The 12,512-nt window shown below is 60.7% G+C and carries 14 protein-coding genes; 13 read left to right on the top strand and 1 reads right to left on the bottom strand.

Going from position 1 to position 12,512, the window contains the following annotated elements:
• Positions 1–99: 99 nt before the first annotated feature.
• On the bottom strand, positions 100–591 hold the full coding sequence (locus AC1ENN_RS12515; protein ID WP_449647558.1) for an inorganic diphosphatase: 492 nt from the start codon (positions 589–591) through the stop codon (positions 100–102).
• A gap of 48 nt (positions 592–639) precedes the next feature.
• Here AC1ENN_RS12515 and tilS point away from each other — a divergent pair, with 48 nt between their 5' ends.
• The 13 genes from tilS to panC all read left to right on the top strand — a co-directional run bounded on the left by tilS (position 640) and on the right by panC (position 12,468).
• Entirely contained in the window at positions 640–1,710 is a 1,071-nt protein-coding gene (gene tilS, locus AC1ENN_RS12510) for a tRNA lysidine(34) synthetase TilS (RefSeq protein ID WP_449647557.1), read from the top strand.
• On the top strand, positions 1,700–2,251 hold the full coding sequence (hpt, locus tag AC1ENN_RS12505) for a hypoxanthine phosphoribosyltransferase (protein ID WP_449647556.1): 552 nt from the start codon (positions 1,700–1,702) through the stop codon (positions 2,249–2,251). Before tilS ends, hpt begins: the two co-directional genes overlap by 11 nt.
• Before the next feature lie 10 nt (positions 2,252–2,261).
• Positions 2,262–3,695 carry a serine hydrolase domain-containing protein gene (locus tag AC1ENN_RS12500; protein ID WP_480406172.1) on the top strand — a complete coding sequence of 478 codons (1,434 nt, stop codon included), beginning with the start codon at positions 2,262–2,264 and terminating at the stop codon, positions 3,693–3,695.
• Positions 3,696–3,866: 171 nt separating this feature from the next.
• Positions 3,867–5,867, top strand: a complete 2,001-nt coding sequence (ftsH, locus tag AC1ENN_RS12495) for an ATP-dependent zinc metalloprotease FtsH (RefSeq protein WP_449647554.1) — start codon at positions 3,867–3,869, stop codon at positions 5,865–5,867.
• A gap of 7 nt (positions 5,868–5,874) precedes the next feature.
• On the top strand, positions 5,875–6,459 hold the full coding sequence (gene folE, locus AC1ENN_RS12490; RefSeq protein WP_480406171.1) for a GTP cyclohydrolase I FolE: 585 nt from the start codon (positions 5,875–5,877) through the stop codon (positions 6,457–6,459).
• A gap of 10 nt (positions 6,460–6,469) precedes the next feature.
• Positions 6,470–7,276: a dihydropteroate synthase gene (gene folP, locus AC1ENN_RS12485; RefSeq protein ID WP_449647552.1), complete on the top strand. Its 807-nt coding sequence runs from the start codon at positions 6,470–6,472 to the stop codon at positions 7,274–7,276.
• Complete coding sequence (folB, locus tag AC1ENN_RS12480) at positions 7,276–7,695, top strand: dihydroneopterin aldolase (RefSeq protein ID WP_449647551.1); 420 nt, start codon at positions 7,276–7,278, stop codon at positions 7,693–7,695. Before folP ends, folB begins: the two co-directional genes overlap by 1 nt.
• Positions 7,692–8,222 carry a 2-amino-4-hydroxy-6-hydroxymethyldihydropteridine diphosphokinase gene (folK, locus tag AC1ENN_RS12475; protein WP_449647550.1) on the top strand — a complete coding sequence of 177 codons (531 nt, stop codon included), beginning with the start codon at positions 7,692–7,694 and terminating at the stop codon, positions 8,220–8,222. The genes folB and folK overlap by 4 nt, the downstream gene beginning before the upstream one ends.
• Positions 8,216–8,704: a DUF3180 domain-containing protein gene (locus AC1ENN_RS12470; RefSeq protein ID WP_480406170.1), complete on the top strand. Its 489-nt coding sequence runs from the start codon at positions 8,216–8,218 to the stop codon at positions 8,702–8,704. The genes folK and AC1ENN_RS12470 overlap by 7 nt, the downstream gene beginning before the upstream one ends.
• A complete protein-coding gene (locus tag AC1ENN_RS12465) occupies positions 8,701–9,186 on the top strand; it encodes a PH domain-containing protein (protein ID WP_480406169.1) in 486 nt (161 codons plus the stop codon). The genes AC1ENN_RS12470 and AC1ENN_RS12465 overlap by 4 nt, the downstream gene beginning before the upstream one ends.
• Positions 9,183–10,859, top strand: coding sequence for a PH domain-containing protein (locus AC1ENN_RS12460; RefSeq protein ID WP_480406168.1), 1,677 nt, complete (start codon positions 9,183–9,185; stop codon positions 10,857–10,859). Before AC1ENN_RS12465 ends, AC1ENN_RS12460 begins: the two co-directional genes overlap by 4 nt.
• The gene (locus tag AC1ENN_RS12455; RefSeq protein WP_449647546.1) at positions 10,859–11,608 is read left to right on the top strand and encodes a DUF2520 domain-containing protein; all 750 of its coding nucleotides are present in this window, start codon (positions 10,859–10,861) and stop codon (positions 11,606–11,608) included. Before AC1ENN_RS12460 ends, AC1ENN_RS12455 begins: the two co-directional genes overlap by 1 nt.
• Entirely contained in the window at positions 11,605–12,468 is an 864-nt protein-coding gene (gene panC, locus AC1ENN_RS12450) for a pantoate--beta-alanine ligase (protein ID WP_449647545.1), read from the top strand. Before AC1ENN_RS12455 ends, panC begins: the two co-directional genes overlap by 4 nt.
• The last annotated feature ends 44 nt before the right edge of the window (positions 12,469–12,512 follow it).

The following is a 12,512-nucleotide window of genomic DNA, read 5'->3' as shown; positions in this document are numbered from 1 at the left end:
GCTCGAGAGCATCCGCCATTGAACGTTAACGGGCCGCGCACGCCCAGCGCTCGCGACCCGATGTGCCGCCGAAGCAGCGGTGAAACCGGGTTTCGAAACCTAGTGGCCTTCGGCCTTGAGCTTCTCGAAGCCGGCGAGAACGATCGCGTCAGCTTCTGCTGCGTCGCCCCAACCGTCGATCTTGACCCACTTGCCGGGCTCGAGGTCTTTGTAGTGCTCGAAGAAGTGCTCGATCTCTTTGCGCGTGAACTCTGGAACATCGCCCAGGTCCTGAATGTGCGACCAGCGCGGGTCTTTCGCCTGAACGCAGATGACCTTGGAGTCGATGCCGCCGTCGTCGCTCATGTTGAGCACGGCAACGGGGCGAACCGAGATGCCGACACCGGGGAACGTGGGAGCGTCGAGCAGAATCAGAGCATCTACGGGGTCACCGTCGAGGCCGAGAGTGTTCTCGAAGAAGCCGTAGTCGGTGGGGTAGGCGAAGGTGGTGAAGAGGTAGCGGTCGAGATAAACACGACCAGTTTCGTGGTCTACTTCGTACTTGTTCCGGCTTCCGCGCGGAATCTCAACGACAACGTCGTATGCGGCCATGTAGCTGCTCCTAAGAAAAATGTGGGGTTGCTGCAATAACGTTACTGGATGCACTCCGAACGTCGTCCCCGGCTTACCCCCGCAATTGCTGATGTTCGTCGTGCCGTGCGCACTGCGCTTGCCGCGCTGCCCGAACTGAAAGTTCTGCCGCGCAACAGTTCTGCGGTTGTCAGCGCCCCGGTTTCGCCCGGATCTCTGCCGCTCGTACTTGTTGCACTGAGTGGTGGCCCTGACTCGCTTGCGCTTGCGGCGGCGACGGCCTTCGAGGCGTCCAAGGCTGGCGTGCGAGCCGGTGCCGTGATCGTGAATCACAACCTTCAAGAAGGGTCAGCGGATGTCGCAGCCGCCGCCGCCCAGCAGGCACGCGACCTCGGGCTTGACCCCGTCGACATCCGCTCGGTTCTCGTCGGTGACGCCGGAGGCCCAGAGTCTGCCGCCCGTGACGCGCGCTACGCGGCGCTCGCCGATGCCGCCGCCGAGCATGGTGCGATCCGCGTGCTGCTCGGCCACACCCTCGACGATCAGGCCGAAACGGTGCTGCTCGGTCTCGCCCGCGGCAGTGGTGCCGGCAGCCTCAAAGGAATGGCCAGCGACACCGGTCAGTACTTGCGCCCGCTGCTGGCCGTGCCGCGAACCATGACCGTTCAGTTCTGCACAGATTCCGAAATTGTGGCGTGGAATGACCCGCACAACCTCGATACGTCCTACACGCGAGTGAGGGTTCGGCAGACAATATTGCCGCTGCTCGAAAGCGAACTGGGGCCCGGCATCCGCGAAGCATTGGCGCGAACGGCTGACCAGGCTCGTGAAGATGCGCAAGCTCTCGATCACTTTGCGGAAGAAATGGCCGAAGATTTGGCCGACATTTCGGAGGCCGGAATCTCACTACCTGTGCGCGCTCTCGCCGCGAATCCGGCTGCGCTCCGCCAGCGTTTAATTAGGTTGGCGGTCGCGAGCGAGTTCCATGTCTCGCTGAGTCGCACCCACACGCTGGAGATCGCGCGCCTCGTCACCGACTGGAGAGGGCAGGGACCGATAGACGTTCCCGGCGTTAGGGTTGAACGACGAGAGAACCTTCTCCACTTTTCGGCCCACAGTGAGGAACGCGATGCAGTTTAGCGATGTCGAAGGAGACCTCAGCGAGGTCCTTCTGACCCAGGAAGAGATCCACGAGAAGATCGCCGTGATGGCGCGTCAGATCGAGGAAGACTATGCGGGCGAAAAGCTGTTGCTTGTCGGTGTGCTGCGCGGCGCTGTCATGGTGATGGCTGACCTCGCGCGTGAACTCAGCCTGCCGCTCGAAATGGACTGGATGGCCGTCTCCTCGTATGGCGCCGGCACCCAGTCCTCGGGTGTCGTTCGTATTCTCAAAGACCTCGACAGCGACCTTGAGGGCCGCAAGGTGCTCATCGTTGAAGACATCATCGACTCGGGTCTTACCCTCTCGTGGTTGCTTGGCAACCTCCGCAGCCGTGGCGCTGCCTCGGTGGAGATCTGCACGCTGCTGCGTAAGCCGGATGCCGCCAAGGTTGAAGTAGATGTGCGTTACGTCGGTTTCGACATCCCCAACGCGTTCGTTGTGGGTTATGGACTCGACTATGCCGAGAAATACCGCAACCTGCGCGGCGTTGCAGTGCTCGCACCCCACGTCTACGCGTAGGGCCCGCTGAATGAGGGCGAAGGCAGCAATCGATCAGGCGACCGACGACATAGTTGGTCTGTTTGAGAATCGGGTGACCGAGCAGAAGGCGCCGGGATCGTATTTTGCGGTCTTTGGTCCGGATGGCATCGTGTTGGAGGGCGGCTACGGCGAGAAGGTTCTCGGCGAGGACACTGCTCCCGATCGTGACACGGTGTTCCGCATCGCGTCGTGCACTAAGAGCTTCACGTGCACGATGCTGCTCATGTTGCGCGACCGCGGCCAGCTGAATCTGGATGCGCTGATCACTGATTTCGTTCCGGCGTTCACCGCGCTCGAGCCCGCAGCTGCTCCTGTCACTCCGAGCGTGCGTCAGCTCATGACGATGTCGGCGGGGTTCCCGACCGATAACCCGGTCGGCGACCGCCTGGAGGAGATGACGCGGGCCGAACTCGACGAGTTCATGGCGGGGGGCATCCGCTATTCGAGCACGCCAGGCACCCGCTTTGAGTACTCGAATCTCGGCTACGCCCTGCTCGGTGAAGTGATCGCCGAGATCACGGGTCGTTCATACATCGAGGCTGTCGCTGCCGAAATTCTCGAACCGCTTGGGCTCACCTCGACCCGCTTCGAAGAGGACCCGGATGCCGATGTCGCCCTCGGCTACCGGCTCGCGAATGGGCAGTGGCAGGTTCAGCCGTTCACCGGGCCCGGAGTCTTTTCTTCTATGGGTGGTTTGTTTTCTAACGCCACTGACCTTGTGCGTTGGTCGCTGTGGCTCGCTGGCGCCCTCGATCCGGAGGACACCTCAGCCGGACCCTTGTCTGCCGCCAGCCGTCGCGAGCTTCAGCAGATTCAGCGTGCGGTGCCGGGCAACATGTCGAAGGTTGCCGAGTTCTCGGAGCCGACCGCTCACGGCTATGGCTACGGTCTGTTTATCGATGAGGGCACGACGAAGATCATTTCGCACTCTGGCGGCTACCCGGGTGCGAGCGCTCACATGCGTTGGCACGCGCCGACGGGGCTTGGCATTGTTGCGTTCGAGAATGGCACCTTTGCGGCATCCTCGATTCCGGCAACTCAGGCACTACAGGCTGCACTGAATGCGTATGGCGAACTGAACACGCCAGCTCCGGCATGGCCGGAGACACTCGCGGCGCGCGACATTTTCGATCGCCTCGTGCGTGACGGTCGCACCTCGACCGCTGACGACATCTCCGCAGTAAACGTTGCCCTCGATGTTCCCTGGGAAGAGCGCATCGCCGGTATCGCTAAAGCCATTGCCGACGTTGGTCCGCTCACCGGGGCGCCGCTGAAGGAAGTGCCGCGCGAACTCAGCGACACTCCCGCGGTAACCAACTGGACCATCGACGGCGAACGAGGCCGAATCAAGTGCCACATTCTGATGGGCCCCGAGCTGCCGCCGCTCGTTCAAACCTTCACCGTGACCACTGAAAGCCACTGAGACTCACAGAGTCGGCGCTCGCGGCATCCACCGCTCGCTGGTTTTGCCTTCGCCGAACCTCGCAACGCATTACGCCGAGGGAAAACACGCAGTCGTCTTGCAGCGCAGTAACGGTAACCTTGCAGCACGTTTCTTCAGAGAGAGGTACTGGGTCTCACGGCCCGGAACATCATGGATTTTAAGCGCATTTTTCGCGGCCCGGTTCCGTACATCATCATCGGCATCGCCGCAGTCTCCATCGCAGCGAGCTTGCTGCTTGGTGAGGGCTACAAAGAGGTAACCACTCAAGAGGGCCTCAGCTTGCTCGAAGGTTCGACGGTCACGTCTGCCACGATCATTGACGGCGAACAACGCGTTGATCTTGAACTCTCGAAGGCCGCTGGCGACAACGGAACCAAGGTGCAGTTCTACTATGTAGCGCCCCGTGGCACCGAGATCGTTTCAGCCGTTAATGGCGCAGACGTCAAGAAGTTCAACGACCAGGTTCCGCAAGAAAACTTCTTCATGTCGTTCTTGTCGATCATGCTGCCATTCCTCATCATCGGCATCATCTTCTTCTTCATTTTCAGCCGCATGCAGGGCGGCGGCGGCAAGGTCATGCAGTTCGGCAAGTCGAAGGCGAAGCTTGTCGGTAAAGACACTCCACAGACCACCTTTGCGGATGTCGCTGGTGCTGACGAAGCGATCGAAGAGCTTGAAGAGATCAAAGATTTCTTGAAAGAGCCAGCCAAGTTCTTGGCTGTTGGTGCCCGCATCCCGAAGGGCGTACTGCTGTACGGCCCTCCCGGAACCGGTAAGACCCTGTTGGCCAAGGCCACCGCGGGCGAAGCTGGCGTGCCCTTCTACACGATCTCTGGTTCTGACTTCGTAGAAATGTTTGTGGGCGTCGGTGCAAGCCGCGTTCGCGACCTCTTCGATCAGGCCAAGCAGAACTCTCCAGCCATCATCTTCATCGATGAGATTGATGCTGTTGGTCGTCACCGTGGCGCCGGCATCGGTGGTGGTAACGACGAGCGCGAGCAGACCCTCAACCAACTGTTGGTTGAAATGGACGGCTTCGATGTGAAGACCAACGTCATTCTGATCGCTGCCACCAACCGCCCTGACGTTCTCGACCCCGCGCTCCTTCGCCCTGGTCGTTTCGACCGTCAGATTGGGGTGGATGCTCCTGACATGCAGGGCCGCAAGCAGATTCTTGAGGTGCACGGCAAGGGCAAGCCCATGGCGGAAGGCGTCGACCTTGAGGTTCTTGCTCGCAAGACTCCCGGATTCACCGGTGCTGACCTCGCAAACGTGCTCAACGAAGCGGCACTGCTGACGGCTCGCTCCAATGCACAGCTCATCGACAACCGCGCCCTCGACGAGGCCGTAGACCGTGTGATGGCCGGACCGCAGCGTCGTTCGCGCCTCATGAACGACAAAGAGAAGCTCATCACGGCGTACCACGAAGGTGGACACGCAGTGGCGGCAGCATCGATGCGCAACACCGACCCCGTGACGAAGATCACGATCCTCCCTCGCGGTCGGGCGCTCGGCTACACGATGGTGATGCCGCTCGAAGACAAGTACTCGGTCACGCGCAACGAATTGCTCGATCAACTCGCCTACGCGATGGGCGGCCGCGTTGCCGAAGAAATTGTCTTCCACGACCCGACCACCGGGGCATCCAATGACATTGAAAAAGCAACCTCGATTGCTCGTCGAATGGTCACCGAATATGGCATGAGTGCCAGAATCGGCTCCGTGAAGTTGGGCACCGGATCGAGCGAACCCTTCATGGGTCGCGACATGGGCGCTACGCGTGAATATTCCGATGAGCTTGCCAAGATTATTGATGAGGAAGTGCGCGTGCTCATTGATCAAGCGCACGATGAGGCTTGGCAGATGCTCAATGAAAACCGCAAGGTGCTCGACAAGCTCGCTCGGGAACTCCTCGAAAAAGAAACTCTCGACCATGTAGAACTCGAGAAGATCTTCAAGGGCATCGCGAAGCTTCCCGAGCGCCCACAGTGGCTCTCGAGCGACGCCCGCCCCGTCTCTCAACTGCCTCCCATCAAGGTGCCCAAGAAGCGCGCCGAGACCGCCGAAGCAGCAGAGGGCGACGACAGCACACCGTCACAGCCGGCACGCAAGCCACGGCCACGCAAGTCGCCGGGCGTCGCGACCGCCTAGGCGCACAATGTCAATCGACGTCGCACGCATCGAAGCTGCGGTAGCCGAAATTCTTGCTGCCGTCGGCGAGGACTCCTCGCGAGCTGGCCTTACCGCCACGCCTCGCCGGGTCGCCGAGGCGTACTCCGAGTTCTTCGCCGGCAACAAGGTCAACGCTGTCGATCATCTGGCTGGCAGCATTGAGTTCACGGCCAATGCTGACCAAACCGGTGAGCTTGTGGTGCTGCGAGACCTCGAGTTCCGGTCAATGTGCGAGCACCATTTGCTGCCGTTTCTCGGTGTAGCTCACATTGCCTACGTGCCCGATGAGCGAATCATCGGCCTCGGCAATCTGGCCCGCGTCGTGGAGACCATTTCGGCTCGCGCTCAACTTCAAGAGCGACTCACCGAAGAAATCGCTGACGCCATTGACGAAGGGCTATCGCCGCGCGGTGTTCTCGTCGTCATCGATGCCGCCCACGGTTGTGTTTCTGCCCGCGGATCACGCCAAACCGCCAGTACAACGGTCACCCTCGCCTCACGTGGAGTGCTGAGCGACCCGATCGAACGGGCAGAAGTAATGGCGCTCATCGGCCGAGGCGGCGATGCGTAGAAGGCCCCAAGTGCCCGTTCCTCGGGTAATGGGCATTCTCAATGTGACCCCAGACTCGTTTAGCGACGGCGGGCAGTTCGAACACGTTGATCGTGCCATAGAGCACGGCATAGAGCTTCGCGAGCAGGGTGCAGACATCGTGGATGTCGGCGGAGAATCGACACGACCTGGCGCTGATCGGGTGCCGCCAGCCCAAGAGCAACAGCGGGTAATTCCCGTGATCAAAGCGCTCGTGGCTGAAGGCGTGACGGTGAGCATTGACACCATGAACGCCGAAACTGCGATGGCCGCAGCGAAGGCGGGAGCATCCATCATCAACGACGTTTCTGGTGGACTTGCCGACCCCGAAATGTATCGCACCGTTGCCGCGACCGATCTGCTCTACATCGCCATGCATTGGCGGGGCCACAGCACCGAAATGGCGAACCTTGCGCACTACGACGATGTCGTCACCGATGTGCGCACCGAGCTCAAGGACCGTCTTGCCGAGATGATGGTGTGGGGCGTAAACCCCGACCGCGTAGTGCTCGATCCCGGGCTTGGCTTTGCGAAAACCGCGCGCCACAATTGGCAACTGCTGGCCAGACTCGATGAACTCTCGTCGCTCTGCTACCCACTACTGATTGGAGCATCGCGCAAACGATTTCTCGGCAAACTTCTCCCGAAAGACGCCACCATTAGCGATCGCGACCTCGCGACCGCAGTGATCAGTTCGGCAGCGGCGCAAGCTAACGCTTGGGGCGTTCGGGTGCACGATGTACCGTCAACACAGGTCGCACTCGCTGTCTATACGGCGATGCAGAAGGGCAAAAAATAATGAACCCCGCACTGGACGAAATCACCCTCACTGGGCTGCGCGCCACCGCCTTCCACGGCGTCTTTGACCATGAACGTCGCACCGGCCAGGTCTTTATTGTGGATGCGACGGTGTACCTAGACCTGTCGGTCGCTGCACGAACCGATGCCCTGAGCAAGACCATCCACTATGGCGAGCTGGCGGAGCAAATTGTCTCTGCCGTCGAAACCAACCCCGTCGATCTCATCGAGACGGTAGCGGAACGTGTTGCCACCATTGTGCTTGCCCACGATGCAGCGGTGAGTACCAAGATCACCATCCACAAGCCTTCAGCGCCAATCACCGTGCCATTCGATGATGTTTCGGTCACCATCACTCGGCACCGCGCAGCTCAAGCACACACCGCCGGCTTCAGCGCAGAGCCGCAACAACTCTCGTGATTCGGCAGCAACGACTTCGAGTCGAGTTGCCCCTCGTACTTGCCCTCGGCAGCAACTTGGGCAACCGCGAGTCGACTCTGCGCGATGCCGTTCATGCCATCTCTCGCATCGACGGCGTCTCAGTGGATGCCGCATCCAGCGTCGTGCAAACCCCGGCGCTGAAGGTAGCCGGCGTCGACCACTCGGCACCGCCGTACCTCAACGCTGTCGTGTTGGCGCGAAGCGCGCTGGAGCCCCATGCCTTGCTCGAACAGTTGCAGCGCATCGAAACCGAGCATGGTCGCGTGCGCGATGAGCGTTGGGGTGACCGCACTCTCGATATCGACATCGTGACGTTCGCCCACTTGCTGATCGACGACGAAGTGCTGACAATTCCGCATCCGCGCGCTGCGGAGCGCGCGTTTGTGCTTGTGCCGTGGCTGCAACTCGACCCCGAGGCCGCGCTGCCGGGTCTCGGTCGCGCTTCAGAGTTGCTCGCGGGGATTGAGAATGACGCGACAGAGTTTGAGGCGGAGCCGCTGTGGTGAGCCGCACTTCGCCACTGCATTTGATCATGCTGGCGGCGGTAGGAGCTGCTGCCGGATGGTTGCTTGAGGTGCTGTTGACGGCATCCGGTCGCCCGATTGTCATCCCATCACTCTCGCTGGCGATTTCCCTTGTTGTCATCGCCGTTGTTGTCGTCGTGCTCGCTGTTCCCATCTACCGTTCCTCTCGCGGATTGCGCCGCCAGCGGGTGAATCCCTTTTATGCTCTGCGCGTGGTGGTGTTGGCCAAGGCGTCGAGTTTCTCGGGCGCACTGCTCGGAGGTGGTGCTGTGGCGATCGCGGTGTACCTGCTGAGCCGCACAGTCTCGCCGGGCGCAAGCTCTATTACGGTAAGTTTTGTCGTTTCGGGCGCCGCGATAGGGTTACTGATCGCGGGACTCGTTGCCGAACATTTGTGCACGCTCCCGCCCGATGACGAAGACTCGTCGTCGAAGAATCCGATGGATCCCCAAGGAGCAGCGTGACCGAGCGACTGGACCTACCTGACACTGAGTGGCGCGGAGTTTCGCGAAAGTACATCGTTGTTGAAGTTGTCGGACTCATCATTTTTGGGCTCATAGTGTCAGCAGCAACCTCGATCCCCACCTTTGTGACGGGCATCCAATGGTTTGCCGCGATCCCCATTTCGCTTGGCGTTATCTTCCTCATCAACATCCTTCTTACGCCACGACGCGTGCGCGCCATCGGCTACATGCTGCGTGATGATGACCTCGTATTTCGGCGCGGCTTGATGTTCAGACGTGTCGTTTCGGTTCCCTACGGCCGCATGCAGCTCGTTGATATCAACCGCGGCCCACTCGATCGCGCTGTTGGTTTGAGCGAACTCAAGTTTGTGACCGCTGCGGCATCCACCGGTGTTGTTATTCCTGGATTGCCCGAGCAGGACGCCGAGGAGTTGAGAGACACACTCGTTGCGCTGGCCGAGAGCCGCAGGGCCGGACTGTGACCGAGCTTAGCGACGACGAGTTTTCGGCCGACGCAGTGCCCAATGCCGGTCCCTACACCGGTCCCAAGGCACCTAGCGACGCAGTGCCTGCCTCAGGGCCCGTCGCGCAATTGCCGGTCGAAGTGCAGCGTCTCGCCGATGGTGAGTGGCACCGACTTCACCCGGCCACCCCGCTACTTCGCGGTGGCATTGCCCTCATTGCCGTCATTGGTGTGATCGTTGTCAACGCTCGCGATTTCTTCATTGACACCCTTTTCAACAGTCGCAATGAGTTCGACCCGTTCACCCGACTCGCCGATTCTGGTTTCTTGGTTCCGGCAGTGCTTATTGTTCTTGCCGTTCTCGTTCTCGCTGTGCTCGGGTTCTATTTGTCGTGGCGGATGAATACCTTCCGCATCACCGATGAGCTTGTTGAGGTGCGCAGCGGCATCCTGTTCCGCACGAACCGTCGAGGTCGGCTCGACCGTATTCAGGGCATCAATATTTCGCGCCCACTCTTTGCGCGCCTCTTCGGAGCGGCAAAGCTCGAAGTGAATGTTGCCGGTCAAGATGCGAATGTTGAGCTCGCCTACTTGAGTTCCCGTGGGGCCGATGACTTGCGCCGCGCCATCCTGCAACTTGCTTCAGGAACGCGTGCTGCCGAAGCTGCTGCTGCCCCTACAGCAGCGGGTGAGAACGCCAGCCACGGCGAGCATCGTGGTCTCATCGAGAAGCGTGTCAATGAGTTCATTGCCCCAGAACTTGACCCGGATGCCGCACCACCCGAGTCGATCGTGCGCATTCGGCTGCCGCGACTTATCGGTTCCGTTGTGCTGAGTGAAGCGACGATTATTGCGGTTCTTGTGGCGATCGGCATCATCGTGATGATCTCGATCACGGGGGAATACCTGTGGCTAATTGCGTTCCTTCCCGGTGTGCTTGGACTTGCCGGCTATCTGTTCTCTCGGATTACGAAGTCATTGCGGTATTCGATCGCATCGACGAGTGACGGCATCCGGGTCGGCTACGGTCTGCTGTCGACCACCAACGAAACCCTGCCGCCGGGGCGCATTCACGCTGTTGAGGTTTCGCAGCCGATCCTGTGGCGCCCGGCCGGGTGGTGGGAGATCAAGATCAATACGGCCTCGCAAGCGTCTAGTTCGAGCGGGGAAGTGGCAAAAACCACACTTCTGCCCGTTGGCGATATGGCTGATGTTCACCGCGTACTGCAGCTTGTGTTGCCGAGCCTCGCGGATGATGCGTCTCGCGAACTTCTTGAAGCGGGGCTTGCCGCTGGTGCCCACGACGATGCCTACGTCACCTCGCCCAAGCGGGCAGCGGTGTTGCGCTGGTTCTCGTGGCGTCGCAACGGCTTCACCATGATCTCGGATGCCGTAGCCCTGCGTAAGGGAGCAATCTGGCGTTCACTTGTGCTGGTTCCTCAAGCGCGTATGCAGAGCGTCAGCATGAGTGAGGGCCCACTGCTGCGCCGGATGGGCCTCGCAGAATTGCGCGTGCACACTGTCGCCGGACCCATCACGGCCACCATCGGTGCACTCGATCGCGCGGATGTCATCGAGTTCTTCGATAAAGTTTCCCGTGCGGCAGTGAACGCAGCCAATGTTGATACGAGCCATCGCTGGCGCAGCAATGACGGTATGGTCAGCGCACCCGCGTCTGGAGAAGAGAGCTAGTGGCTAAGGCAGCAGGTCGACTCGGTATCGGCATCATCGGTGCGGGTAAAGTCGGCCCGATCCTCGGCGCTGCCCTCGCGGGTGCTGGCCACGCCATCGTCGGAATTGCGGCGACCTCCGAACGTAACCTCGAACGCGCGAGCGCGATCTTGCCTGACGTTCCCGTGCTCGACATCCCCACTCTCGTCGAACGAAGTGAGCTCGTCATCTTGGCGATTCCTGAGACGGAAATCGAACCATTTTCGCGGGGCCTTGCTGCTGCTGGAGTCTGGCAGCCAGGGCAACTTGTGCTGCATACGGCACCGGGGCTTGGCTACGGCGCGCTGTCGGCGGCATTGGCTGCCGGCGCAATTCCGTTGGCCGTGCATCCCGCAATGGTATTCACGGGAACCAGCCTTGACCTCACCCGCCTCCACGAAACGTATTGCGCCGTGAGTGCGCCAACCCCGGTGCTGCCGATTGCTCAGGCGCTCGTTGTTGAGATGGGCGCTGAGCCCATTGTCATTGCCGAAAGCGAGCGTGCAGCGTGGGCTGAAGCGGTCAGCACGGCAACAAGTTTTTCGGCAGCGATTGTGGGGCAGTCCCTCGATTTGTTGAAGGACGTTGGTGTGGAGAATCCCGCCCGCGTGCTCGGCCCGCTGTTGCGGTCATCAGTCGAAAGTGCGCTTGCCGGTGCAACTGCGACTACGATCGACCTTTCCTCGTTCGACCCCGATTCGAGGCCCCATTCACAGGAGGATCCCTCGTGAGCTCACACCCCCGCCCCCAAGTTATTGAGACCGTCGCCGGTATGCGCGATGTTGTCGCGCACGAACGTGCGGCTGGCCACACGATCGCGTTGACCCCGACTTTGGGTGCGCTTCATGCCGGTCATGTTGCTCATGTTGAGCGCGCGGCAGAGCTTGCGGATGTTCGGATTGTGTCGATTTTCGTAAACCCGACGCAGTTCGGTGCCAGCGAAGACCTCGACAAATATCCGCGCACCATGGATGAAGATCTCGACATCCTGGGCGAGCTTGGCGTGCCCTACGTCTTCGCGCCCAGTGTTGAGGAGATGTACCCGAAGGGGCCGACCTCCACGACGATTTCCGCAGGCCAGATCGGCACCATGTTCGAGGGCAAAACGCGCCCCGGCCATTTCGATGGCGTGCTTACCGTGGTAGCAAAGTTGCTCGCGATCACCGCACCGCAGTTTGCGACCTTCGGCCAGAAGGATGCCCAACAGCTGTTTCTGGTTCGCCGCATGATCACCGACCTCAACATCCCGGTTCGTCTCGAAATCATTGAGACTGTTCGTGAAGAAGATGGCCTTGCGCTGTCGAGCCGCAACCAGTTCTTGGATGCCAGCCAGCGTGAGGCAGCAACGATCCTGTCGACCGCGCTGAAGGCTGCGACCTCGGCCGCCGATAGCGGCCTTGATGCTGTCATCGCTGCAGCGCAGGGTGCACTCATGGGGGAGTCGCGGGCTGAGCTCGATTACTTCACGGTCGTCGACACTGAGACGTTCATGCCGGTACCCGATGGCTTCCGCGGTCCAGCAACCGCAATCGTTGCGGCCCGCGTTGGTGACACTCGACTGATCGACAACTCAAGCCTCTACGTCGGCTAGTTTTCCGGCGGAGTTCGGGGCGCGGCGCCGCAGCCGCATCCCCG

This window comes from Rhodoglobus sp. G.S.23, assembly GCF_056675935.1.
This window is presented reverse-complemented; position numbering and strand designations above follow the sequence as displayed.